23 protein-coding genes are annotated in these 26,472 nt (G+C 33.7%); 8 read left to right on the top strand and 15 right to left on the bottom strand.

All coding sequences use genetic code 11. The features are described 5' to 3' along the window. From E0F76_RS00935 to mutY, 3 genes are all read right to left on the bottom strand, one after another. Positions 1–441, bottom strand: coding sequence for a single-stranded DNA-binding protein (locus tag E0F76_RS00935; protein ID WP_132000464.1), 441 nt, complete (start codon positions 439–441; stop codon positions 1–3). Positions 442–552: 111 nt separating this feature from the next. Beyond that, positions 553–1,641, bottom strand: coding sequence for an alpha/beta hydrolase (locus tag E0F76_RS00930; protein WP_132000463.1), 1,089 nt, complete (start codon positions 1,639–1,641; stop codon positions 553–555). Positions 1,642–1,764: 123 nt separating this feature from the next. Next, on the bottom strand, positions 1,765–2,808 hold the full coding sequence (mutY, locus tag E0F76_RS00925) for an A/G-specific adenine glycosylase (RefSeq protein ID WP_132000462.1): 1,044 nt from the start codon (positions 2,806–2,808) through the stop codon (positions 1,765–1,767). A gap of 132 nt (positions 2,809–2,940) precedes the next feature. On the opposite strand from mutY, the gene E0F76_RS00920 reads away from it, so the two are divergent. Both E0F76_RS00920 and E0F76_RS00915 read left to right on the top strand, forming a co-directional pair. Beyond that, complete coding sequence (locus E0F76_RS00920) at positions 2,941–3,231, top strand: HU family DNA-binding protein (protein ID WP_132000461.1); 291 nt, start codon at positions 2,941–2,943, stop codon at positions 3,229–3,231. A gap of 382 nt (positions 3,232–3,613) precedes the next feature. Beyond that, a complete protein-coding gene (locus E0F76_RS00915) occupies positions 3,614–5,158 on the top strand; it encodes an Rne/Rng family ribonuclease (protein ID WP_132000460.1) in 1,545 nt (514 codons plus the stop codon). 177 nt (positions 5,159–5,335) lie between these two features. Here the strand turns inward: E0F76_RS00915 and E0F76_RS00910 are convergent, their stop codons facing one another. Next, the gene (locus tag E0F76_RS00910) at positions 5,336–6,502 is read right to left on the bottom strand and encodes an MFS transporter (RefSeq protein ID WP_132000459.1); all 1,167 of its coding nucleotides are present in this window, start codon (positions 6,500–6,502) and stop codon (positions 5,336–5,338) included. A gap of 130 nt (positions 6,503–6,632) precedes the next feature. Between E0F76_RS00910 and E0F76_RS00905 the strand changes: the two genes are divergently transcribed. Together E0F76_RS00905 and E0F76_RS00900 are read left to right on the top strand one after the other, a co-directional pair. Beyond that, a complete protein-coding gene (locus E0F76_RS00905; protein ID WP_132000458.1) occupies positions 6,633–7,466 on the top strand; it encodes an AraC family transcriptional regulator in 834 nt (277 codons plus the stop codon). Between the two features lie 324 nt (positions 7,467–7,790). Beyond that, positions 7,791–8,831, top strand: a complete 1,041-nt coding sequence (locus tag E0F76_RS00900) for an ion channel (protein WP_132000457.1) — start codon at positions 7,791–7,793, stop codon at positions 8,829–8,831. Between the two features lie 45 nt (positions 8,832–8,876). Here E0F76_RS00900 and E0F76_RS00895 read toward each other — a convergent pair whose 3' ends face one another. Together E0F76_RS00895 and E0F76_RS00890 are read right to left on the bottom strand one after the other, a co-directional pair. After that, a complete protein-coding gene (locus tag E0F76_RS00895) occupies positions 8,877–9,320 on the bottom strand; it encodes a nucleoside deaminase (protein WP_132000456.1) in 444 nt (147 codons plus the stop codon). A 66-nt stretch (positions 9,321–9,386) separates the two neighbouring features. Beyond that, on the bottom strand, positions 9,387–10,493 hold the full coding sequence (locus tag E0F76_RS00890; protein ID WP_132000455.1) for a Fic family protein: 1,107 nt from the start codon (positions 10,491–10,493) through the stop codon (positions 9,387–9,389). A 186-nt stretch (positions 10,494–10,679) separates the two neighbouring features. Here E0F76_RS00890 and E0F76_RS00885 point away from each other — a divergent pair, with 186 nt between their 5' ends. Together E0F76_RS00885 and E0F76_RS00880 are read left to right on the top strand one after the other, a co-directional pair. Continuing rightward, a complete protein-coding gene (locus tag E0F76_RS00885) occupies positions 10,680–12,467 on the top strand; it encodes a 1-deoxy-D-xylulose-5-phosphate synthase (protein ID WP_132000454.1) in 1,788 nt (595 codons plus the stop codon). Positions 12,468–12,486: 19 nt separating this feature from the next. Further along, positions 12,487–13,602, top strand: coding sequence for a DUF3078 domain-containing protein (locus tag E0F76_RS00880; protein WP_246021944.1), 1,116 nt, complete (start codon positions 12,487–12,489; stop codon positions 13,600–13,602). On the opposite strand, the gene E0F76_RS00875 is transcribed toward E0F76_RS00880, so the two are convergent. Both E0F76_RS00875 and E0F76_RS00870 read right to left on the bottom strand, forming a co-directional pair. Further along, positions 13,603–14,949, bottom strand: coding sequence for a deoxyguanosinetriphosphate triphosphohydrolase (locus tag E0F76_RS00875; RefSeq protein ID WP_132000453.1), 1,347 nt, complete (start codon positions 14,947–14,949; stop codon positions 13,603–13,605). Between the two features lie 121 nt (positions 14,950–15,070). Continuing rightward, positions 15,071–15,532, bottom strand: coding sequence for an Lrp/AsnC family transcriptional regulator (locus tag E0F76_RS00870; RefSeq protein ID WP_132000452.1), 462 nt, complete (start codon positions 15,530–15,532; stop codon positions 15,071–15,073). Positions 15,533–15,685: 153 nt separating this feature from the next. Here E0F76_RS00870 and metE point away from each other — a divergent pair, with 153 nt between their 5' ends. Continuing rightward, complete coding sequence (gene metE, locus E0F76_RS00865; RefSeq protein WP_132000451.1) at positions 15,686–18,010, top strand: 5-methyltetrahydropteroyltriglutamate--homocysteine S-methyltransferase; 2,325 nt, start codon at positions 15,686–15,688, stop codon at positions 18,008–18,010. Between the two features lie 85 nt (positions 18,011–18,095). Here the strand turns inward: metE and E0F76_RS00860 are convergent, their stop codons facing one another. From E0F76_RS00860 to E0F76_RS00845, 4 genes are all read right to left on the bottom strand, one after another. Further along, positions 18,096–18,395, bottom strand: a complete 300-nt coding sequence (locus E0F76_RS00860; RefSeq protein ID WP_165932613.1) for a type II toxin-antitoxin system RelE/ParE family toxin — start codon at positions 18,393–18,395, stop codon at positions 18,096–18,098. Continuing rightward, on the bottom strand, positions 18,395–18,601 hold the full coding sequence (locus E0F76_RS00855) for an addiction module protein (RefSeq protein WP_165932612.1): 207 nt from the start codon (positions 18,599–18,601) through the stop codon (positions 18,395–18,397). Before E0F76_RS00855 ends, E0F76_RS00860 begins: the two co-directional genes overlap by 1 nt. Before the next feature lie 129 nt (positions 18,602–18,730). Further along, positions 18,731–19,480 carry an SDR family oxidoreductase gene (locus E0F76_RS00850; protein WP_132000448.1) on the bottom strand — a complete coding sequence of 250 codons (750 nt, stop codon included), beginning with the start codon at positions 19,478–19,480 and terminating at the stop codon, positions 18,731–18,733. A 63-nt stretch (positions 19,481–19,543) separates the two neighbouring features. Next, positions 19,544–19,831 (bottom strand): ArsR/SmtB family transcription factor, encoded by a 288-nt coding sequence (locus E0F76_RS00845; RefSeq protein WP_132000447.1) that lies wholly within the window; start codon positions 19,829–19,831, stop codon positions 19,544–19,546. Positions 19,832–19,952: 121 nt separating this feature from the next. On the opposite strand from E0F76_RS00845, the gene E0F76_RS00840 reads away from it, so the two are divergent. Continuing rightward, the gene (locus E0F76_RS00840) at positions 19,953–21,713 is read left to right on the top strand and encodes an ABC transporter ATP-binding protein (RefSeq protein WP_132000446.1); all 1,761 of its coding nucleotides are present in this window, start codon (positions 19,953–19,955) and stop codon (positions 21,711–21,713) included. A 140-nt stretch (positions 21,714–21,853) separates the two neighbouring features. On the opposite strand, the gene E0F76_RS00835 is transcribed toward E0F76_RS00840, so the two are convergent. From E0F76_RS00835 to E0F76_RS00825, 3 genes are all read right to left on the bottom strand, one after another. Next, positions 21,854–22,333, bottom strand: coding sequence for an RDD family protein (locus E0F76_RS00835; RefSeq protein ID WP_132000445.1), 480 nt, complete (start codon positions 22,331–22,333; stop codon positions 21,854–21,856). Positions 22,334–22,794: 461 nt separating this feature from the next. Next, positions 22,795–25,224: a ribonucleoside-diphosphate reductase subunit alpha gene (locus E0F76_RS00830; RefSeq protein ID WP_132000444.1), complete on the bottom strand. Its 2,430-nt coding sequence runs from the start codon at positions 25,222–25,224 to the stop codon at positions 22,795–22,797. Positions 25,225–25,455: 231 nt separating this feature from the next. After that, entirely contained in the window at positions 25,456–26,433 is a 978-nt protein-coding gene (locus tag E0F76_RS00825; protein ID WP_132000443.1) for a ribonucleotide-diphosphate reductase subunit beta, read from the bottom strand. Positions 26,434–26,472: the final 39 nt, after the last annotated feature.

The raw sequence follows: 26,472 nt of genomic DNA, 5'->3' as shown, positions 1-26,472 counted from the left end.
TCAAAATGGCAAGTCGTTTATTGGCAGACCATTATTTTCTGGGTCAAAGTTAGTATTTTTTGTTGAATCGATAGTCTTATTCTCTTTACTGGCTTCCAATTCTTTTTTAGTAGAAAGAAAAGTAAAGTCGATAGCTTGAATTTCTGTGATATATTTAGTAGAACCGTCTTCAGCTTGCCAATGACGGGATTTTATGCGTCCTTCGATATATATTTTATCGCCTTTTGTCAAGTATTTTTCGCACAATTCAGCAGCTTTATTTCGTACTACAATATTGTGCCACTCGGTCGAAATTATTTTCTCTCCCGTTTCTTTATTGATATAAGTCTCATTTGTAGCCAAAGGAAATTTGCCAATGCAAGAATCACTTTTGAAATAATGCATTTTTACATCATCACCCAAATGCCCAATTAGCATTACCTTATTTAAAGTCGAATTCATTTTTTATGGCTATTAATATGTCATCAAAGATACATTTTTCAGAAATATAAAAAACAATTCCTTTACGCAAAACCTCAAATGCTAAAGGCTATACGTTGGCAATTTTTTTAATTAATTAATTTTTTTAAGTATACTTTGTTTACCATAAACTTCAAGACGCAAGCCAACGGTTTTATCATTTGAAACATCAAAATAAATATTAAAAAATTCCGATTTAGCATAAAAATGACGTTCCGTATTGGCAAGTAATTGCAATTTATTGTGATTTAAATACGAGCAAACCAAATGTTTTTTTTCATTTGTTATCGACATAATATCCCCATTTGGGAATTGATAATCACCCTTATATTGATTCAACACATCTGAGGTTAAATCCAAATTATTCCTTTCAAAAATATATTGCAAACCTCTAGAATAAGTTTCGGATTTCGTGCCAGAATGCCCCGTATTTTCAAGCACTTTTGAAGTTGTATATAAATTTGAAAATTTCTTATTTAGAATAAATGCACTGAATTTTTCAAAAGTTTCCTTTCCTTTTTCTACATCACCTACGGTCATAAAGAGTTTAATTGGCTTTGTAATTGTTTTTTGAGTAAATTCTTTTTCAAATTGATACAAGACAGTGTTGTCCCAAGCAATAGCAGGAGTGGCTGCAACATAACTAGAAAACATGTCCGTATGAGTCAATAAGGTATAGAGTGTAAATAAGCCTCCTAGGGAACAACCCATCAAAGTTCTATTCTCCTTATCCGTTTTGAAGTTAGTATCTATATAAGGAAATAATTCCGTTTTCATAAAATTGAGGAACTGATCGGCTCCTCCACTTTGCTTCATTGTTGCTACATTTGTTGGAGTATAATCCCTAACTCGCAAACTATCAGCATTCGGATTGATTCCGCCCCAAGTCACACCTACAATTATAAGTTCAGGTATAAATCCATCAAAATATTGCTCTCCGTAAATTGAATTAACTAAGGGAAAATCCCATTGTGAATCCATGAGATATACTACAGGATATTTCTTTCCACTAGTTTCATAACCAGAAGGCAAGGAGATTTGCAACTCATATTCTTGTCCAATAACGATTTTCGAAGTTATTTTTCGAACTTTTGAGCCTGGAATAGTTACTAGAGCATATTGAGCAGAAATAACCGTAAATGAACTAATAATAAAGAGTACTAAAACAATATTTTTTTTCATATAGGAAAGATTAAAACAATAAGGACTTTAAAATGTAAAGTTTGATTTGTCTAAAATACACAATTAATTGATTCATGATAAATAATTTAATTGCAGCTATTTCTAAACAAAGAAAAACTTAGCTCAAAGCCTAGCTTCATTTTCGATAAATTTATGAATCACAATGGGGAAAGGAAAAGTTTTTAAGGTGATAGGATCAATTCCATTTTCAACTGTTCCTTTTAGGTTAATTTTCCAAAACTTTATGTGCAAATGCTGGTGTGACAATTTATGAATGATACTTTTTTGAGTCCAATCTTCGATGCTTATAATAGTATCGTTTTTGAAAAAATGGTTTTTTGATTGTTCTGATACATAGTCAAATTCGACTTCTCCATCAGATTCCAGCAAAGGAAATTCATAAAGATTGTGCCAAATCCCTTTAGCAGTGCGTTTTTGAAGGATCGTTTTAGCTTCTTCGTCTTTAACAACGAGATAATTGAAATAGCGATTTCGTACTTTTAACTTTTTAGATTTTACAGGCAATTGATCCACTTTCTTTTTTTGCAAGGCAGCACAACTGGAATTAAATACACAAATAGTGCAATCGGGACTTTTGGGCACACATTGCAATGCGCCGAATTCCATTATGGCCTGATTAAAAATAGCAGGATTATCTTTAGGCATCAATTCGAATGCTAAAGCAGCAAATTCTTTTTTGGCGGAAGCCAAGGAAATATCGGTTTCAATATCAAAATAACGGGACAATACCCGAAATACATTTCCATCAACAACGGGGACCGCTTCATTAAAGGAGAACGAGGCAATTGCCGCTGCTGTATATTCGCCAACACCTTTTAATTTTAGTAAGTCATTATAGTTATCTGGGAATATTCCTGAAAGTTCATTAGCTACAAATTGGGCTGTTTTGTGCAAATTACGTGCTCTAGAGTAATAACCCAAACCCTGCCAAAGTTTTAATACTTGCTCTTCATCGGCTTGAGCCAAATCAAAAACTGTTGGAAAAGCAGTAATAAATGAAAGAAAATAGGGCGTTCCTTGAGCTACTCGCGTTTGTTGAAGCATAATTTCTGAGAGCCAAATGCGGTATGGTTTGTCAGTTTTACGCCACGGTAAATCGCGTTTATTTTGTAAATACCAGATTATCAATGTTTTGGAAAAATTCATCTTTATGTTTAAGTTAGCAAAAGTAAAAGTTTATGTGATTAAATTTTAACGAATTAGATTGATTAATTGTTTTTTTAATTCATATATTTGCAACCTCAAAAAATTAGTACACCATAAATAATACGAAATAAAATGACGAAAGCAGATATCGTAGCTAAAATATCAGAAAAATTAGGCCTTGAAAAAGGAGATGTTCAAGCAACAATAGAAACGTTTATGACTGAAGTAAAGTCTTCACTTGAAACAGGAGATAATGTTTATTTAAGAGGATTTGGAAGCTTTATAGTGAAAACAAGAGCTGAAAAAACAGGTAGAAATATTTCTAAGAATACCACGATTAAAATTCCAGCACATAATATTCCAGCATTCAAACCAGCAAAAGTGTTTGTAGAAGGAGTAAAAACGAATAACGAAGCAAAATAACACTAATTATTAATTACAAAATCATCTACTATGCCAAGTGGTAAAAAAAGAAAGAGACATAAGGTAGCAACGCACAAACGTAAAAAAAGAGCGAGAGCTAACCGACACAAAAAGAAAAAGTAGTTTTAAACTACTTTTTTCTTTTTAACCGTTCATTGAAATTGAAAGTTAGTGATCAGTGTTCAGTATTTAGTGTTCAGTTAGCTGCAAGCTGAATACTGTAAACTGCAAACTAATTTTCCCCGGGTTCAATACCTGTTAAAATTATTGTTTAATCCATCCTTGCTGAAAAGTTGATGGTTGGCAGTTGATAGTTGACGGATTTCCCAACAACCAACAACCGACAACCGACAACCAATAGGTTCGGATAAAAATTTACAGAGTGAATAAAGAATTAATCATCAGATCTAGTTCCGAAGCCGTAGATTTTGCCTTATTAAAAGATGGAAAACTAATTGAATTACACAAAGAACAAGAAACAAGTAACTTTCAAGTTGGTGATATTTTTATTGCCAAAATAAGAAAACCAGTTGCTGGACTTAATGCTGCTTTTGTAAATGTAGGCTTCGAAAAAGATGCTTTTTTACATTATCACGATTTGGGTCCTAATCTTGCTTCCCAACTGAAATTCATAAAACTTGTAAGCGCAGGTAAAATAAAAGATTTCTCCCTAAAAAACTTTCAGTTTGAAAAAGAAATAGACAAAGATGGCTCGATAAGTAACATTATCAATGCCAATCAATCTATTTTAGTACAAGTCGTCAAAGAACCAATATCTACCAAAGGACCAAGAATTAGCGCTGAGCTTTCTCTTGCCGGAAGATTTATTGTTTTAGTTCCGTTTTCTGACCGTGTTTCTATTTCTCAAAAAATAGAAGATAAGAAAGAAAAAGAACGTTTGAAACGATTGGTACAATCCATCAAACCAAAAGGATTTGGTGTTATTGTTCGCACAGTAGCCGAAGGCAAAAATACAGCCGAATTAGAAAAAGATTTGCAGAACCTCATAGAGAGATGGACTGCAATGTGTAAAAAATTACCAACCGCTCATCATCCGTCAAAAGTATTAGGAGAGCTCAATAGAGCTTCATCAATATTAAGAGATGTCTTCAACGATACCTTTAGTGGTATCCAAATAGATGACGAAGAGTTGTACAACCAAACAAAGGACTATTTACAAGAAATAGCGCCTTCAAAAACTTCGATTGTTAAGTTTTATCAATCAAAAGACACTCCGATTTTCGAGAAATACAATATTGAAAGACAAATCAAGACCTCCTTTGGAAAAACAGTTTCTATGAGTAAAGGTGCATATCTTATTATCGAACACACAGAAGCTTTGCACGTCATCGACGTCAATAGTGGAAACCGTTCTAATAAAGCATCCAACCAAGAAGACACTGCCATGGAAGTCAATATGATTGCTGCCGCCGAAATAGCAAGACAATTGCGTCTTCGTGATATGGGTGGAATAATCGTAGTTGATTTTATCGACATGGGTAATCCAGAAAATCGCAAAGTCTTGTTCGACTTCCTTAGAGAAGAAATGAACGATGATAAAGCAAAACACAAAATCTTACCTCCGAGTAAATTTGGCTTAGTCCAAATTACCAGACAAAGAGTAAGACCGGAAGTCAACATTAAAACTAGAGAAGAAGATCCAAACAATATTGAAGGCGAAATTGAAGCGCCAATTCAAATCATTGACAAAATCGCTCTTGATCTAGAAAGCATATTAAAAGCCCACTCTGACGTTGTACTCAATGTGCACCCCTTTGTGGCCGCATACCTTACCAAAGGTTTTCCATCAATACGTTCAAAATGGTTTTTTGAACATAAAAAATGGGTGAAAATTATACCTCGTGACGCTTACACGTACCTAGAATACCATTACTACGATAAAAAGAAGAATGTTATAATAGAATAAATCAAAAACCGCCTTTCGTGAGATTGGCGGTTTTTTTGTTGCTTTTTTTAGATTTTAACTAGGAGCCTTATCCAGCAATCCGCTATATCTTTTCCTGGCTAAAGAAACCAGAAAAAGGATGTCGCTTCTATCTGGGCTAGGGCATTTATCTTCAAAACAAGCTGTTTTCTATAAATTTTAAATTCTTTGCAACTTCAAAATACGCCGTTTTCTTAGGAAAAATACCGTTGTAATAGCGACCCCAAAAATAGACATTGCAATACCCACTAAATTAGGTGAAGCATAACTAAATCCTGCAATTAAGGGCAAACCACCAAGAAAAGCTCCTAAAGCATTTCCAGTATTAAAAGCTGCCTGAATCGCTGCCGAAGCGATCATCTCAGCACCTACAGCAGTTTGTATCATCAAAGTTTGAATTGGAGCCGCTACAGCAAAAGAAATACAACCCGTAGTAAACACCAATACTAAACTTGCATAAGGATTAGCAGAAAATAAAAACACCAACAACAAATCAAACGCCATTATCGAAAGGAGTACTATAATTGTTTTTTCGGCAGAGAATCGATCCGCTAATTTACCTCCAATAAAATTCCCCAAAACCATTCCCAGTCCGGCCAACATCATAATATAAGGCACGTTGGCAGCATCAAATCCAGAAACATCTGTTAGCAATGGAGCAATATAACTAATCCAGCAAAACAAACCTCCAGCCCCGATAGCAGTAATAGAAATGACCAACCAAGCCTCAGCCTTCTTAAAAAAGAGCAATTGCGTTTTCATTGCTTCTTTGGCTTTAGCTTCAACATTTGGCATCCAAAAATAAAGCGAGCAAATGGTTAAAGATCCTGCAATGGCGACAATTATAAAAGTAAAGCGCCAAGTAAAATGATGACCTATATAAGTCCCAATAGGCACCCCCACAAGATTTGCAATAGTCAAACCCGCAAACATAACCGAAATTGCTTGAGCTTCTTTTCCTTTATCTGCAAGTCGACTAGCAACAACTGCACCCACTCCAAAAAAAGCACCGTGTGGTAATCCTGAAAGCAATCGTACCCCAAATAAAAATTCATAATTAGGAGCTATAATTGAAAGTGAATTAAAAATAGTAATCAACAGTGCCAATATCAAAAGGGTTCTTTTAGGAGGATAATTTCGTGTGATGATTACTAATAAAGGCGCGCCTATAACTACCCCAAGTGCATAAGCCGAAATTAAATGTCCGGCAACAGGGATGCTAATTTTTAAATCGGAAGCAATATCAGGTAATATTCCCATCATTACAAACTCAGTAATTCCTATTGTCAAACCGCCCAAAGCGAGTGAAAACAAACTTTTTTTCATTATATTTTATAAAGAGATTAAAGATAAACGTTCTGTTATTACAAAAGCATCACTTATTTATTTTGCAAATTTATAAATAACTATAGCATAGAAATTGTAAATTTGCATTATAAACTTGCAATTATAGGTTATGAAAAAATTAAATCAATTCGAAACATTAGTTATAGATGAATTTGAAGAAGATAAATTTCATCTTCCAACTCATAGTCATACCTATTATGAAATTATATATATCCGGAAAGGTACTGGAGTTCATCATTTAAATAAAAATTTATTAGGCTATAAAGCAGGGGATTTATTTGTTATTTCTCCAGATGACGAGCACTATTTTGATATTAAAAATAGAACTCGCTTCGTCTTTATTAAATTTACAGATACCTATTTTAATTCCAATAAAAAGCTTTCTTGTGATGAGTTTCTACTGAATACCCCTGAGAATTTTATGCGAGATCAATCTCTCAAAGAAAATGTTTTGAGACTAGACGACTCTTCTAAAACTATATTAAGAAATACTATAGAAAACATAACCACTTATAATTGTAGAACTAACATTACTAATTCTCCGATAGTTTTCTATCAGATTTTATCGATTTTTGGATTAATTAAGGAAACAATGCGTTGCATGAATTTACAAATTACAGGAACTGCCATAGATAACGATCAAATTATTTCTTATATCCATCAAAACATTTACAAACCAAAACTAGTTCAAATTAAAATAATTGCAAACCATTTTAATATATCCCAAACGTATTTCGGAGCTTACTTTAAACGTAATTTTTCGATAACATATAGAGATTATATCAATAAACTTAGAATACAACTCATCGAAAAAAGAATTATTAACAAGCAAATGTCCATCAAACAAATTGCCTATGAATTTGGTTTTACCGATGAAAGTCATCTCTCAAATTATTTTAAAAAACAAAGAAATATAAAGCCAAGTGAGATAAATAAATTATAAGAAAAATTACAATTCCTTCTTGCTTTAAAAATCCTTTTATCAAGTCAAAAACATCATTCTCAAAAATTCTGTTACGTTCAGGTCTATTTTGCATTCCGATTTGCTAGTTCAAGATTTCCAATTAAACGATATAACAAATATTTTACGATTGAACTTTTTTTATTTGGCAAAGTAATCTTCGGTCATGGAATTAATTTAAGTTGTCAATAGTAATTGTTTATTACCTATATTAGATGCCAATCTATGTAACAATACCCAAAATACAAACCTTAGAGTTCAACCTATACCAAAAATGGATTGTTCCAACAGTTTTAAATTAATGCTATGAATTATTTTTTGTTTTTTCTAGGAATTCTTCTCTTACTTGTTACCGCTGCCGATTTAATCAATACTTCCTTATCCGTTCGTGGAGCTGGTTTTATTTCGAAACGGTTATCGACCTCAATATGGAGAGTGCTGTTGGTACTTAATAAAAAAATGGGGCATCGAAAAGTTTTGGAACTTGGCGGGGCTTTCATCCTAGTTTCTATTCTTATTAACTGGTTGTTGCTTATTTGGGTTTCTGCCAGCTTATTATTCATCAGCTGTCCGGACTCGCTGATGAATGTCGAAACCAACACATCAACAACTGTAATAAACAAGATATTTTACACCGGCTATACGCTGTCCACTTTAGGTTTAGGAGACATGGAAGCTTCTAATGGATTCTGGGATATACTTACCGCAATTCTTTCATTTACTGGACTGATTCTGATTTCCATTGCTATTACTTACTTAATTCCGGTCGTCTCAGCTGAAATAATGAAAAGGAAAATAAGTGTGCATATACATACTCTTGGTGGATCAGTAGAAGAAATTCTTTTGAACTATTGGAATGGAAAAGATTTTAAGGAGTTAGAACAACCTTTTATAGGCCTTATCGATTCTATTATTTTACATGCGCAAAATCATAAGGCATACTCGGTACTGCATTTTTTCCATTCCTCGAACAAGAAAGAAGCCTTTGTGCTCAATCTTACCAATCTAGATGAGGTGCTTACCGTATTGTTGCATAACATTCCTAAAGAACAACAGCCTTCAATTAACGTACTTGGTAGACTAAGAAAAGCGATTTCAAGTTATCTCGAAACTTTACCTGCTTCCTTTATAATTCCTGGAAAAAAAACGCCTCCAGTGGTAATTCTTACTACTCTTGAAAATAAAGGAATAAAAATTATTTCTGGTGAAACGGTTGATTTAGAATATAATAAATTAAAAACGAGACGCCAATTATTATTGTCTCTCATTAAAGATGATGGATGGGAGTGGACTGACCTGAACACCGGAAGCTACAACCATGAAATCAATACAATCGAAACGCTGTGATTCAATCTAATTTATAACAGACAAATAAAGATTAAAATAAAAAACTTATTTCCTTTTCAGAGCAAAAAACCGCTTTATTAATTCCGAAGCTTCATGCGCTAAAACTCCTCGAACAACAGTCGTTTTCGGATGCAATTGTGCTCCCATTTTCTCGTAACCTCGATTTTCGTCACTGGCTCCAAAAACAATTTTCGAAATCTGACTCCAATACAAAGCACCTGCGCACATTTGGCAAGGTTCAAGTGTAACATAGAGTGTGCAACCCGTGAGATATTTTCCACCAAGGAAATTGGAAGCAGCGGTTATAGCCTGCATTTCAGCGTGAGCAGTAACATCTACTAGCATTTCAGTAAGGTTATGACCTCGGGCAATAATTTTATTGTCGATAACAATGATGGCTCCTACGGGAATTTCGTCTTTTTCAAAAGCCATTTCTGCTTCTTGCAAAGCTTTTTTCATAAAATATTCGTCGGTGAAAGGGTTTTCCATACGGCAAAAATAAGAATTTAAGAGCGTTTTTAATTTGTTTCAAATAAGATATTTACCCCACATGTACTACAACAACAAATTCAAGTCATAGCGTCTGTTTCGACCTTCACCTCTTGGGATAAAAATGTTTTTCACTGTCAAATTTTGTAAATCTCTTGTAGCAGTTGCCCTCGATGTTTTGGTAATGGAGACATATTTTAAAACCGTCATCCCTCCCTTAAAACCAATACCACCATTTTCAAACATCTTCAAAACTACCTTCATTTGCCTTTCATTCATTTGGGTTTTAAACTGGTCTATAAATTTAGTTTTGTTTAAAGTGATAAGTACAATTTGCTTAGCATTTTTTTGGCTTTCTAAAATCAATTTAGAAAAATAAAGAATCCATGGTGTAATTTCTAGTGTTCGCTGAGCTTGCTTTAAAGATTCGTAATATTGCTTTTTATTTTGTTCAATTGTACTAGAAATACTCATCAAAACAGGTCTATTTAAGGATTCTGAAAGGCATTTTTCGGCAATTGCCCTACCAATTCTGCCATTTCCATCTTCAAAAGGATGAATACTCTCAAAATACAGATGCGAAATAGAAGTTTTAATTAATGCGTTTTTTATGTCTGTAGGATTTAATACAAATCCATTGTACCATTTTATAAAATTAAACATTTCAAATGGGACTTTATCGGATGAAGGTGCTTCAAAATGAATCGTTTCTTTACCAAAAGAGCCCGATATTATTTGCATTGCTTCAGTCCCCATCCGATATTCTCCGGAAGTAATAAACTTGGAATATTCCATAAGAATGCCATGCCACTGCTTGATGGTTTTTTCTGATAGGTTTTCTGCAAAAGAGCTTCGAACCGTCACCATCAACTTCCCTATTCCTTGTGCCTCTTTATTTCTAATTTGGAGGAAATCATCACTATATCCCAAATTTTTTCTAATAGAAGACATCACATCTTGCCGGTTAAAAAATTCCCCTTCTATTTCTGAAGTTTTAATGGCCTCCGAAATCATAAATTCCAAGATGGTTTCCTCTCTAATTTCATTCGATAACGAATCGACTAGACCCTTAAGTTCGCCTGTTTCTAGAGCAAATTTTATGGCTATAGAATCGATTACAGATTCATCAAATGTAAAGTTTGCCCAATCGGGTAGCTGCCAGTTGTATTTCATTTGAGTTGAATAAAATAATTAATCACCTCAAATATAACAATTTTTTGAGGTGATTAGTACATTTAATCGCTTCATTTTATAATATACAGTCAATAACAACATTCATTCCTTTTCAAATTGCAATATGCCTTTAATTCAAAAAAACAAAATTCAATTTAAAACCGTAAATTCGCTTTTTAAATTACAATGAAAAGTAACCTTCTTCAAAACATCAACAATCCAACTGATTTACGCCTACTTGATGAAGGCGAACTTCCTCAAGTAGCACAAGAATTGCGTAATTTTATTATTGATATTGTATCAGTAAAAGAAGGTCATTTGGGTTCGAGTCTTGGAGTTGTTGAACTTACAATTGCTTTGCATTATGTGTTCAACACGCCCGAAGATTTGTTGATTTGGGATGTAGGACATCAAGCGTATGGTCATAAAATACTAACAGAAAGAAGAGAAAATTTTCATACGAACAGACAATTGGGAGGTATTTCCGGTTTCCCAAAAAGAAGTGAAAGTGTTTACGATGCTTTTGGTGTAGGTCATTCTTCTACCTCTATTTCTGCCGCTTTAGGAATGGCAATTGCTTCTAATTTAAAAGGAGATTTTGATAAACACCACATTGCTGTTATTGGCGACGCTTCTATCGCATCGGGAATGGCATTCGAAGGGTTGAATCATGCAGGAGTTACCGATGCTAATCTTTTGGTAATTCTAAATGATAATGCTATTGGGATAGATCCAAGTGTTGGTGCTTTGAAAAACTATCTCACTGCCGTGAAAGAAGGAAAAAATCCTAGAAAAAACAATATGATTAAATCCCTGAATTTCGATTATTCAGGTCCCATTGATGGCAATGATATTTTTGCAGTTCTCAAGGAATTAAAACGATTAAAAAAAATAAAGGGACCAAAATTCCTTCACCTTATTACCACAAAAGGGAAGGGGTTACAAAAAGCTGAAGAAGACCAAGTAAAATACCATGCTCCAGGCAAATTTGATGCTACTACCGGAGAAATTCACGTAAAATCAGAAGATAATCTTCCGCCAAAATACCAAGATGTTTTTGGTTTAACTATTTTAGATTTGGCGAAGGCCAACGAAAAAATTATTGGAATAACTCCGGCAATGCCATCTGGAAGTTCCTTGAAATTTATGATGGACGCTTTTCCTAATCGTGCTTTCGATGTAGGAATCGCTGAACAACACGCAGTTACTTTATCAGCAGGAATGGCTACCCAAGGAATGGTGGTTTTTTGCAATATTTATTCTACTTTTTTACAACGTGCCTATGACCAACTTATTCACGATGTGGCGTTACAGAATTTACCCGTAATATTTTGTTTGGATAGAGCAGGATTAGTTGGCGAAGATGGAGCAACTCATCACGGCATATTCGATTTGGCTTATTTGCGATGTATTCCTAATATGATTGTTTATTCACCATTGAATGAAATGGCGCTGCGAAATATTTTATATACTGCACAATTGGGATTAAACCATCCTATTGCCATTCGATATCCTCGTGGTCGAGGACAAATTGTTGATTGGGAAAGGCCCTATGAAAAAATAGAAATTGGGAAAGCAAATTGTCTCAAAAAAGGATCTAAAGTGGCCGTTTTATCCAATGGTACTATTGGAAATAATGTGACTTTGGCTTTAGCCAAAATGAATAATCCAGAAACTTTTTCGCATTATGATTTTGCTTTTGTAAAGCCGCTTGATGAAAAATTATTACATACTATATTATCATACTATAATACTATAATTACTATTGAAGATGGCGTTATTAAAGGTGGTTTTGGCACGACTATTGTGGAGTTCGCAGCAGAATATCATTGTGCTTGTACTATAAAAACACTTGGAATTCCTGACGAATTTATTGAGCATGGCACTGTTAATGAATTACAACAATACTGTAAAATGGACGTTAGTAGTTTAGTAACTGTTTTTTCAGCTATTGAAAAATCGTTATTTTTGTAAATTGAAAAAAAAGTAAAGAATGAAATTAAAGCATTACAAATTACTCCTCTTTTTCCTAACGGTTACGATAAATAGTTTTTCACAGGAAATAGTCAAAGAACCAGTAATCGAGCCATTAATAGAACCAATATTTATAATAGATTCAATATCAAATCCAAAAATAGGACCCCTTTTAGGCCCGCTTACAGTAGAATTTTCTCCAGCACCATTATTCATAAAAAAGACTCCTATTTCTATAAAAGCACCTGAGTTAAAAGGGCCAATGGTACATTATATCATTTTGTCGCATTGGAAAAGAAAAAACACAATAGGTTTCGATTTAAATGAAATCGCACTAGTAAATTGGAGCGCCGGTGGTGTTAGTTCTGTTTCAGGATTATTCAAAGGTAATTTCATTAGAACTAGAACTCTTGACAATAGTGAATGGGTAAATGAATTACTATTTAAGTACGGCATCAATAAACAAGATGGTTTAGCCATAAGAAAGTCTGATGATGAATTTCGATTTAACTCTACTTTTGGATATAGAAATGACACATCATCGAATTGGTTTCATTCAGTGAAATTCAATTTTAACACTCAATTTACTAATGGCTATAAATACTCCAATACAAATACTCTAATTTCAAAATTATTTGCACCAGCCTATACTTTCCTTGGGGTTGGAGCTAATTATTTTGATAAAAAGAATAATTTTGATCTTTTTATCTCCCCTTTAACAATGAAAAACACCTTGGTTTTAAACCAAACTTTAGCCAATAAAGGAGCGTTTGGTGTAGAAAAGGCAATTTATGACTCAGCTGGAAATATTCTAATTGAAGGTGAAAATTCAAAAACCGAAGTTGGTTTTTTGATTACGAACCATTTCAAAAAAGAGATTTTTAAGAACATCTCTTTGGAAAACCGTTTAAGTTTATATTCTGATTATATCCATAATTTTGGAAATATAGATATCGATTGGAAATTAAATTTTGATTTGAAAGTAAATCAATATGTTCAGGCTAATATTGGCACTCAAATAGTGTATGATGACGATATAAAAACAACCGAAGAAATCGATGGAAAACAAGTTTCAAGAGGAGCTAAAATACAGTTAAAACAATCTTTAGGCGTTGGGCTAGTTTATAATTTTTAATTAATTTGTTTTTCTTCCGTTAATTGTTTCATATAATTCCAAGGCATTTCCATCAGTTAAAAGGGAGACGTAATGACAAATATGCAACAGCCTTTGGTACAAATCCTCTTTTTCTTCTAAGAACTTCTCTGGTAACATCTTGAGTAGTAATTTATCGTAGTTTGAGGCATTCCCATTAAATTTATTGTTGAAAGCGGATATAAACTTATCTAACAAAGTTTGAATAATTTGGTAACCCACAATTTCTTTTTCAATTACTTCACGACTTTGGTAAATATTATTCACACTGATTTTAATAATATCATCCATCTGTGCTTTGTATTTACTTTTATCTGTTAGAGCAAAAGGAAATTTTCCATTCAAAATTGCTTCTTCATTCTCTACAAAAACTTTTACGGCATCATTGATTAAACTTCCAATGGCTAGTGCACGCAAATAACTAATTCGATCTTCTTTTGTTTCTAATGTTTTGTATTTTGAAGTATCAATACTGTCTTTTACTAATTTAATTAAATATTCTAAAGCAAAATCTTCAGAAACCAACCCTAAATTTATACCATCTTCAAAATCGATAATTGTATAACAAATATCATCGGCAGCTTCGACCAAATAAGCCAAAGGATGTCTTTCGAAACCAATATCACTGCCAGATTTATTTGGAATCATCCCTAGTTCTGAAGCCACATTTTCGAAGAATTTTTTATCCGATTGAAAAAAACCGTATTTTTTATCTGCAATGTCTTTTGTTGGTTTTTTTGGTAAACTTTCCTTGGGATATTTCATAAAAGCACCAAGCGTTGCATACGAAATACGAAGTCCGCCCTCAATTCCGGGACGACTAGCTGTTAAAACTGCAAAACCATTGGCATTCCCTTCAAAATCGATTAAATCCTGCCATTCTTTTGCTGATAACTTTTCTTTGTATTGCAGTCCCTTTCCAATAGAAAAATATTCTCCAATGGCTTTTTCACCAGAATGTCCAAAAGGCGGATTTCCAATGTCATGTGCCAAAGAAGCTGCAGCAACAATTGCCCCAAAATCATTTGCTTGAAAACCATGGACTTCCTTTAAATAAGGATGTTTTTCGATTATTTTCTTACCTACTAATCGGCCTATAGAACGACCAACTACGGAAACTTCCAAACTATGAGTCAGTCGCGTGTGTACAAAATCTGTTTTTGAAAGTGGAATAACCTGGGTTTTATCCTGTAAACTTCGGAAAGCAGACGAGAATATGATTCTGTCATAATCCACTTCAAAACCCAAACGCGTGTCGTCTTGCTCTATTCGTAGTCTTTTACTTGTGTCTCCTTGGCGACGTAGTGATAAAAGTTGTTCCCAGTTCATATTGATTTAAAATTGTAGATTAAGGATTTTAGATTTGTGATTTAAAACCACCAAAAATACATTTTATTTTAAGATTTTATCCAATTAATTAAAAACCACTTAAATTAAAATCAAGACTTCATCAGATTGTCAATGCCGTACTGTGCTTAATTTCACCCATCACAAAGATACTTTGGGTATTACCGATATTCTCTATTGTAGATAATTTATTCATCACAAAATTTTGATAACTGGACATATCTTCCACCAATATTTTAAGCATAAAATCATAATCGCCAGCAATATTATAGCATTCGATAATTTCTGGAAGTGCCACAATATCTTTTACAAAATTGCTTCCCACATTTCGAGCGTGTTCTTTTAGTCGTACATTACAAAAAACGGTCATTCCAAGATTGAGCTTTTTCTTGTCCAATAAAGCCACATACTTCATAATATAACCGTCGCGTTCCAGTCTTTTAATACGCTCATAAACTGGAGTAACTGTCAGGAACAATTTGCTTGCCAGCTCTTTTGTATTAATATTAGAGTTTTCTTGCAGTTGTTTTAATATCTGCAAATCAATGTGGTCTAAATTTTCCATAGTTTTTTTTACGGCTAAAGTGTATCTTAAAAATTTTATTTGGTACTAATTACTGTAAAAATACACTTTTACGATTCAATTCACTTAACAAACTAGAACAATTCAGAAATAATAACTAAGTTAATACATTTGTAAAGTAAAAAACACTTTAAAATGAAAACAAATAATTTGGGTTACCCTAGAATTGGTAGCAATAGAGAACTTAAAAAAGCCAGTGAATCCTATTGGGCAGGAAGCATTTCAGTCGATGCCCTTTTGAATGTTGGAAAAAACATCCGTAAGGAAAATTGGCAACTGCAAGCTAATGCAGGAATAGATTTAATTCCTTCTAATGATTTTTCTTTTTACGATCAGGTTTTGGATTTAACGCTTACATTGGGCGCTTTTCCTAATCGATATAGGGAAATTGCTAAAACTAACTCTGCTTTGGATTTGTATTTTGCTATGGCTAGAGGCGCACAAAAAGAAGGGCAAGACGTTGTAGCTATGGAAATGACCAAGTGGTTTGACACCAACTACCATTATATCGTTCCTGAATTTACAAAAAATCAACAATTCGAATTGTTTTCAACTAAAATAATTGACGAATTTATTGAAGCTAAAAAACTTGGATTCACAACGAAACCAGTGCTTATTAGTCCAGTGTCTTATTTATTATTAGGTAAAGAAAAAGAAGAAGGTTTTCATAGAATTGAGCTAATCGAAAAAGTATTACCAGTCTATTTTGAAATTCTAAATACTTTACAAAACGAAGGAGCGGAATACATTCAGTTTGACGAACCATTTTTAGCCTTGAACCTAACTGATGCAGTACACAATGCCATTACTTTTGTGTACAACGAAATCAACAAAAAATTTCCTAATTTAAAAATTATTTTGACTAATTATTTTGACTGCTTTGGAGAGAATTTAGACACCGTTTTGGCATTACCTGTTCACACGCTGCATTTAGATTTGGTTCGTTGCTCTTCGCAATTGGATGATATTTTGGAATCAGGAAAATTAGCGGCTAACGTAAGTCTTTCGCTTGGGGTAGTTGACGGTAGGAATATCTGGAAAAATGATTTCAAAAAATCACTAGCACTAATCAAAAAAGCAACTGATGCAATTGGAAAAGACAGAGTATTGATTGCTCCTTCTTGTTCTTTAATTCACTCGCCTTGCGATTTAGATTTAGAATCCAACGAAGCAACACTTCCTAATGAAATAAAACAATGGTTGGCTTTTGCCAAACAAAAAACAGAAGAAATTGTACTGCTACAAAATTTTGCCATAGAGGAAATTTCGCTTGTAGACACAGTTGCTTTTCAAGAAAACACTATTGCTAATGAAAGCCGTAAAACCTCAAAATTAATTCACAATGATGATGTTAAAAATAGGGTAGCGAGCATTGCAATTGGTGATGATAAAAGACAAAATCCATTTGCAATTCGAAGACACAAACAAATTGCAGCTTTAAAATTGCCTTTATTTCCAACTACTACAATTGGTTCGTTTCCACAAACCACAGAAGTAAGAAGCTGGCGAGCGAAATTCAAAAAAGGGGAGTTAAATCCAGAACAATACGACGCTTTACTCGAAAAAGAAACCGAAGAAACCATTCGTTTTCAAGAAGAAACAGGAATAGATGTCTTGGTTCATGGCGAATTTGAGCGTAATGATATGGTGGAATACTTTGGTGAACAATTAGACGGATTTGCCTTTACCAAAAACGGTTGGGTGCAAAGTTACGGCAGCCGTTGTGTAAAGCCACCTGTGATTTATGGCGATGTTTATCGTCCAAATCCAATGACGGTAAAGTGGGCTTCATTTGCACAATCGCTTACACCAAAATGGGTCAAAGGAATGTTGACTGGCCCTGTAACTATTTTGCAATGGTCGTTTGTGCGAAATGATCAACCGCGCTCTGAAACCTGTACACAAATTGCTTTGGCGATTCGTGACGAAGTAGTCGATTTAGAAAAAGTCGGAATTAAAATCATTCAAATTGACGAGCCAGCAATTCGAGAAGGATTGCCATTGCGTAAAGAAGAATGGGCAAACTATTTGGATTGGGCAATAAAAGCGTTTCGAATTTCGGCTTCAGGAGTAAAAGACGATACCCAAATTCACACCCACATGTGTTATAGCGAATTCAACGATATCATTCAAAATATTGCTGATATGGATGCCGATGTCATCACGATTGAATGTTCGCGTTCGCAAATGGAATTATTGGATGTTTTTGCCGATTTTAAATATCCAAATGAAATTGGACCAGGAGTTTATGATATACACTCACCACGAGTTCCATCACGAAAAGAAATGGTGCAATTATTAGAAAAAGCTTCGGCTGTTGTTCCAATTGACCAACTTTGGGTGAACCCGGATTGTGGTTTAAAAACCCGTCATTGGGAGGAAACTAAAAAAGCACTAATCGAAATGGTTGCTGCTGCTAAAGAAATGCGTGTTGCTATTGAGAATATTACAACGGTTTAATACCTATATTTTACAACTAAAAAACCCTAGTAGATTTAGATTTACTAGGGTTTTACTTTTTCTATCAGAATCATTCAACTCTGATTTACTGTTTTAATCTTTTAGACCAATTTTTAGGAGAACGGGAAGTATGAAAAACACCAATAACGATAATTTCTTCTTTTTCAAATCTATAATGAATCCCGTAAGGAAATCTGGAAATATATCTAATTTTTATGTCTTTATGTCTTTTTTGAAAAGCGTCAGGATTTCTCAAAATAACATCAATTCCTGCTTCTAAACAAAGTTCAAAATCATAAGAAAGTCCTATTCTTTGTTCTTCATACCAAAGAACAATTTCTTCAATATCGAATAATGCTTCTTTTACGAAATGAATTTTATACACTATCGAATACTCTTTAAATGATTTTTAACCTCATCCCAAGTGTATAATTTCGATTTACCTTCTTCTAATTTTTTTATTCGAATATCTAATTCTCTTTTCACATCGTCAGAAATTTCCAAATCCTTTTTAGAAACACTGTCCCACAATTGCTCGGCAAGAACAATTTTTTCCGCATTGCTGTATTTGGATAAATTTTTAATTTCCATAACTCCTTGTATTAGCATTGAATACTACAAATTTAATCAAATTTAATTATGAAATGAATGTTTGTAGCCCGATTACTTTACTTATTTTTTAGAGTTCAATAAACTTTGTTTGATATTGAAATTTTTTATTTATAAGGTTGCTGCTCCACCATCCAACAACAACTCGCCGCCTATCATAAACTTAGAATCATCGGATGCGAGATAAAGGAATCCTGCGGCCATTTCTTCTGAGGTTCCCAAACGTTTTGCTGGAATTCCTGAGGCAAAATATGCTTTTGTTCCGTTCGCTTCTTCTTCTGAAGCTCCATCTCTTGAAAATATTGGCGTATCAATTGGTCCAGGAGAAAGGACATTCACACGGATATTTCTATCCAATAATTCAGCAGAGAAAGTTCTTGCCAACGAACGAACCGCCGCTTTGGATGCTGAATAAGCTGCAGTAGTCACATATCCTTTGTGAGCCACCGTAGATGCTGTGATAACAATCGAAGCACCGTCATTCAGGTGCGGTAATGCTTTTTGAATCGTAAAGAAAACGCCTTTGAAATTAATATCGCTGGTTTGATCAAACATTTCTTCGGTATAATCAGCTAAAGGCGCGGCGATAAATACACCTGCATTCACTACCAATACATCTATTTTTCCAAAAGTGTCTTTAACCGTTCCGTAAGTAGCATCGATGCTGTTTAAATCCGAAACATCGCTTACCAATCCAATCGAGGCATTGCCAATTTCGAAAACCGCTTCGTCAATGGTCTTTTTATTACGACCTGTAATCGCCACTTTGGCACCTTGCTCTGCAAATAATTTTGCAGTTGCTAATCCCATTCCGCTATTACCTCCTGTAATTACAGCTACTTTGTTTTGTAATTTCTTCATAATAATTCTATTGTTTTAAGTATTTAAATATCTAAATATTTCGATGTTTTTGATTAAAAAAAGCTAAAGCAATAAACTGTTAATATAGTCTGCATAAGCAGCACAAACTTCTTTATTAATAACAAATTTCAAGTTACGACCATCTTTATCTGCAATCAATAAATCCGCATCTATCAATTGTTTCAAATGATGCGACATAGTAGATTGAGCCAAATTAAATTCAGCAGAAACATCACAGCATTGTACACAGCTTTCACTTTTGCTGATAATATTCATAATCTTCAAACGATAGGGATCGCCCAAAGCTTTTGAGATTTTTTCAACTTGTTTTATGTTTAAACATGCAATCATAAGGCAAATGTAAAATATATTTTTTAATATATCGAAATATTTCGATATATTTTTTAAATTTGCACCTTCAATACTTTAGCTACTAATTGTAGTTTGAATTACTTTCTTTAAAACATTTTCTATGAAAATTTTATATGCTTACATCAAAACCCATAAAACGCTTTTATACATTGCTTTATTTCTAGCTACAATAAATCAATGTTTTTCCTTATTTGATTCCATAATTATTGGTAAACTTCTTAACGAATGTGGTGTTGGAGTGGTCAACTTTAATCACAATCAACTCAATTTTACCAAAGCAGTTTTTGGCTGGTTGGCATTATCTTTGGGCGCTGCAATGGTTTCTAGAATTGCCAAAAACTTTCAGGATTATTATACCAATATCATCATTCAGCGAACGGGGGCTCAAATGTACACTGAAGGGATTCAAAAAGCACTGCAATTGCCTTTTCAGGATTTTGAAGACCAACGCAGCGGTGAAACCTTGGGTAAACTTCAGAAAGTGAAAATTGACTGCGAGAAATTCATTACCTTATCTATTTCATTAATCTTTCAATCGATAGTCGGCATCGTATTTGTCGTGGCTTATGCTTCAAGTATTAATTGGCTACTGGGACCAATATTTCTGGCAACTGTTCCTGTCATAGCTTTCATCAGTTCATTTTTAGGCAAAAGAATTAAGAAAGTTTCGAAAGAAATTTTAGGAGAAACTACTGCTTTGGCTGGAGCCACAACCGAATCCTTACGAAATATTGAACTCGTAAAAAGTTTGGGATTAACCCAACAAGAAGTCAATCGTTTAAACGCAACAACAATTAAAATCCTTGGATTAGAACTCAAAAAAGTAAGGTTTATTCGTTCGTTGAGTTTCATTCAAGGCACAACTGTACATTTTATGCGAACCGCTTTGGTTTTTGCGCTTTATATGTTCATTTTTAAAGACATCATCAAACCAGGAGATTTGATTACGTTAATGTTCTTTTCTTTCTTTTTGTTTAATCCGTTACAGGAATTGGGAAATGTCATTGCCACTTATAACGAAACGAAAGCTTCGATGGATAATTTTGCTGATTTAATGAATTCCAAAAGTGAAGAAACTCCGATAAATCCTAAAACTATTGGCGCTATCCATCATTTGCGTTTTGATAATATTTCATTCAAACACCAAACTGCAAGTTCCTATGCCGTAAAAAACATTTCTTTTGATGCAAAAGCTGGTGAAACTATTGCTTTTGTGGGGCCGTCAGGAAGTGGAAAAACTACTTTGGTCAAAATGTTAGTCGGATTATATAATCCTGCAGAAGGTGCTATTTTTTATAATGATAAAAACGCCAAAGACATTGACCTTACCGAATTGAGACAACAATTAGGTTTTGTTACCCAAGATGCCCAATTGTTTTCGGGAACGATAAAAGACAATTTACTGTTTGTAAAACCAAATGCTACCGACGAAGAAATCAACGATGTTTTGCAAAAATCGGCCTGTCAAAATTTATTAGCACGTGCCAAAAATGGAATATACACTACTATTGGCGAAGGTGGCATAAAAGTATCGGGTGGCGAGAAACAACGTCTATCAATTGCCAGAGCGTTGCTTAGAAATCCACATTTATTGCTCTTTGACGAAGCAACATCGGCATTGGACTCGATTACCGAAGAAGAAATCACCAAAACTATCCGTAGCATATCGTCTAAGCAAGATCAAATTACAGTATTGATTGCGCATCGTTTATCGACTATTATGCACGCTGATAAAATATTTGTTTTGGAACAAGGACAAATCATCGAACAAGGTAAACACCAAGATTTATTGGATGAAAAAGGCTTGTATTATGCGATGTGGAGACAACAAATTGGCGAAAGAAAGTATGAAGTTTTTTAATGAAATATTTAATAGAAATGATTGCATCAACACAACAAATGAGAACTAATATCGAGAACATATTATCCGCATAATCTACAATTAAAAACCCCTTAGCAAATCTTTAAAATTTACTAAGGGGTTTATTTGAACAAATTTTATCAAGGAAATGCAATAACTCCCTTTTTATGATTGAGCTCGTGTTTTTTCACAACATAAGTATTAGAAAACAAGTCATGTAGACCTCTAATATTACTAGATAAAAAAGTAAGTCCTTCTAATGGAATAAATCGAGTAAGCGTCCGAATGAAGATTTTGTGTAATTTAGGTCTTGAACCTTCTTTTGTGACTACAATTGTTTTGGTAAAATACTTGGCAAAAGTTTGGGAAAAATAGGTTTCTGTCAAAAAATAATATAAAAAGACAATCACAGCCCAAAGCAACAATTTTTCTAAAGTTGTTCTGGATTCAGCCCAATTTGTTAAATTGTAATTGCTTGTTAGATCTCCAATAATAACCACTGTTGTTCCAATGCTAACTATAATAGTATGAACAATTAATAAATCGAGAATGCAATTAAGAGAACGTTGTCCTCTGGTAGCCAATAAATCATTAGTAACAGTAAATTCTTTATTTTCCATTTTTGAGATGTTTTAATTGTTTTTGTAAGGATTACTCTCTCAAATATAGTGATTTTTTTTCGGAAAGTAGAATTTTAATCCTAGTAATATAGATTGATTAGACTTTGTATATATCAAAAAAAAACAGCTACCAAAATGATAGCTGTTTAATTAAAATACTAAACGTTTTTTTTAATTCGAATTTTAAAACAACTTCCGTCCGTTTTACAAATTTTTCTTCCGTTTCTGGTTGTGATACATTTTCTAAAAATATACTCACAACTTTCATCCTGTTTTGGATTCATATTTGAAAAATATTAAAATTTAACAATAAAGAAGTCCTTTTTTTACCAGAATATTTTATATTTGAACTTTGAAAAAACAAATAAAAATTTGGCTATAGAATAGAACTTCAATTCTATTATCTATAATTAAATCTAAAAAAAGACTTCAACTACAATTGAAGTCTTTTTTATTTCATATTAACTTCCACACATTTCACAATCTTCTGCACCGGCATTTTTTGCCAATTCGATCATTGCTTTGTATTCTTCTGCTGATATTTCAACTGCTTCGTCTAAAACAGCAATAGGTTGTAATTTTTTCTCAGCTACAGTTGTTGGAATTTCAATTGGAGCTTCTTTTTTATCGTTGTTCAAGGTGAATTTAATCGCATCAACTGCAGCTTTTGTTCTCAAATAGTACATTCCGGTTTTCAATCCAGATTGCCAAGCGTAGAAGTGCATTGATGTTAATTTAGAATAATTTGCATCTTGCATAAACAAGTTCAAGGATTGTGATTGATCTACAAAATACCCTCTTTGACGTGACATATCAATAATGTCTTTCATAGACATTTCCCAAACTGTTTTGTACAATTCTTTCAACTCTTGCGGAATATTCAGGTCTTGAACCGAACCATTATTTCTCATTAATTCTTGCTTCAAGGATTCATTCCACAAGCCACGTTCTACTAAATCATGTAGTAAATGTTTGTTTACCACAATAAATTCTCCCGAAAGTACTCTTCTGGTATAAATATTAGAAGTGTATGGTTCAAACGCTTCGTTGTTCCCTAATATTTGCGAAGTGGAGGCAGTAGGCATAGGTGCTACTAAAAGAGAATTTCTAACTCCGTTTTTCATCACTTCTTTTCTTAAAGAAGCCCAATCCCAACGTCCTGATAATTCTTCGTCTTTCAGTCCCCACAAATTGTATTGGAATTCTCCTTGAGAAATTGGAGATCCTTCGAATGTTGAATAAGGCCCTTCTTCTATTGCCATTTCCATAGATGCGGTAACAGCAGCAAAGTATAAAGTTTCGAATATTTCTTGGTTTAATTTTTTCGCTTCATCACTTGTAAAAGGCAAACGCAACATGATAAATGCATCAGCTAGACCTTGCACTCCTAATCCAACTGGACGGTGACGTAAATTTGAGTTTTCGGCTTCTTTTACAGGATAGTAATTTCTGTCAATAACTTTATTCAAGTTACGAGTTACTCGTTTTGTAACAGTGTATAATAAGTCATGGTCGAATTTTCCGTTTTCCACAAACATTGGTAACGAAATAGAGGCAAGATTACAAACCGCAATTTCATCTTTCGAAGTAAATTCCATTATCTCCGTGCACAAATTCGATGATCGAATAGTTCCAAGATTTTTCTGGTTTGATTTTCTATTTGCGGCATCTTTGTACAACATGTAGGGCGTTCCAGTCTCGATTTGAGATTCTAGAATTTTCTCCCATAATTCACGTGCTTTTATCGTTTTGCGCCCTTTATTACGAGTTTCATAATTAATATACATCTTTTCGAATTCTTCTCCGTATACGTCATATAACCCTGGACATTCGTTAGGACACATCAAGGTCCAATAGGAATCTTCCTGTACTCGTTTCATAAACAAATCCGATGTCCACATGGCAAAGAATAAATCTCTAGCACGCATTTCTTCTTTTCCTGTATTCTTTTTCAAATCTAGGAAATCAAAAATATCAGCATGCCAAGTTTCCATGTAAATCGCAAAACTTCCTTTACGTTTTCCACCACCTTGATCTACATAACGAGCCGTATCGTTAAAAACCCTTAACATCGGCACAATCCCATTCGAAGTTCCATTAGTTCCACGAATGTACGAACCCGTTGCGCGAACGTTATGAATAGAAAGCCCAACTCCACCAGCAGATTGCGATATTTTAGCTGTTTGTTTTAAGGTGTCATATATTCCATCGATACTGTCGTCTTGCATAGCCAAAAGGAAACAAGAAGACATTTGAGGTTTTGGAGTTCCAGCATTAAATAAGGTTGGCGTAGCATGTGTAAAGAATTTTTTCGACATTAAGTCGTAGGTTTCTATAACCGATTTTAAATCATTTAGGTGTATTCCAACCGAAACACGCATCAACATGTGTTGTGGACGCTCTACTATTTTTCCGTTAATTTTTAACAAATACGAACGCTCTAAGGTTTTAAAACCAAAATAATCGTAGTTAAAATCTCTATTATAAATGATACGAGAATCTAAATATTCGGCATTATCCATGATTACTTTATGCACTTCTTCAGAAAGTAAGGGTGCTTCTAGATTGGTTCTCGGATTGACATAATGAAACATTTCGTTCATCGTTTCCGAGAAAGATTTGGTGGTATTGGAATGTAAATTTGAAATAGCAATTCTAGCCGCTAATTGCGCATAATCAGGATGAGCAATAGTCATTGAGGCAGCTGTTTCAGCAGCAAGATTGTCCAATTCAGAAGTGGAAACTCCGTCATACAATCCTTCAATTACTCGCATTGCCACTTTTACAGCGTCTACTAAATCATTTAAACCATAACATAGTTTTTTAATCCTATCTGTGATTTTGTCAAACATTACAGGCTCTTTACGACCATCTCTTTTAATTACGTACATAATCTTGATTTTTTTTTAAAATAGAAAATCCCTTTTCTAGTTAGTTGAATTTGTATTGCTATTTTGGGATACTATTCCCGGGTAATAATTTATGTTTATTGCCACGAAGACACAAAGGGCAAAGTTTTTTGGCTTTGGCTTTCGTAGTAATTTCTTTGTCTAAAAATTAAATTTAGACTTTTATATTTTTTATAATTTCCTTTGTGACTTAGCGTCTTTGCGGTAAAAAAATTAAAAATCAGCGTCGAAACTAATTTTTTGAGAGTCTCCTTCGGTAACTTTAACACCCGCTTTTTGATATTCGGCTACTTTCTTTTCAAAGAAATTTGTTTTTCCTTGAAGCGAAATCATGTCCATAAAATCAAATGGGTTAGGGGTATTGTATTCTCTTTCGCATTCTAATTCGACCAACAATCGATCAGTAACAAATTCTAAATACTGTGTCATTAAGACTGCATTCATACCAATTAAACTTACTGGAATGGACTCAGTAATAAACTCTCTTTCGATATTCAATGCATCAACAATAATTTCTCTGATACGTTCTTTAGGTACTTTGTTTACTAAATGATGGTTGTGCAAGTGCACTGCAAAATCACAATGAACGCCTTCGTCACGAGAAATTAATTCATTTGAAAATGTCAGTCCTGGCATTAAACCACGTTTTTTTAACCAGAAGATAGAGCAAAAACTTCCGGAAAAGAAAATTCCTTCCACTGCAGCAAATGCAATTAATCTTTCGGCAAACGAATCGGATTCTATCCATTTCAAAGCCCATTGGGCTTTTTTCTTGATAGCAGGAAACACATCAATTGCAGTAAATAATTGTGTTTTTTCTGCTTCATCTTTTACATAAGTATCAATCAAAAGCGAATACGTTTCACTATGAATGTTTTCCATCATAATCTGGAAACCATAGAAAAATTTTGCTTCGGCATATTGCACTTCATTGACAAAATTTTCAGCTAGGTTTTCGTTTACAATTCCATCCGAAGCTGCGAAAAATGCTAAAATATGTTTTACAAAATACCTTTCATCATCACTTAATTTATTATTCCAATCGTTTAAGTCTTGGGATAAATCTATTTCTTCTGCAGTCCAAAAACTGGCTTCCATCATTTTATAAAACTCCCAAATATCGTGGTGTTTGATAGGGAATATTACGAAACGATTTTTGTTCTCTTGTAAAATTGGTTCGATTTGTGACATTGCTTGTGTAGGGTTTTATAAGATTTCAACGAATTATTA

This window comes from Flavobacterium cellulosilyticum, assembly GCF_004349355.1.
Taxonomy (GTDB): domain Bacteria; phylum Bacteroidota; class Bacteroidia; order Flavobacteriales; family Flavobacteriaceae; genus Flavobacterium; species Flavobacterium cellulosilyticum.
The sequence above is the reverse complement of the archived record's forward strand: the minus strand, read 5'-3'. Positions and strand labels throughout refer to the sequence as shown.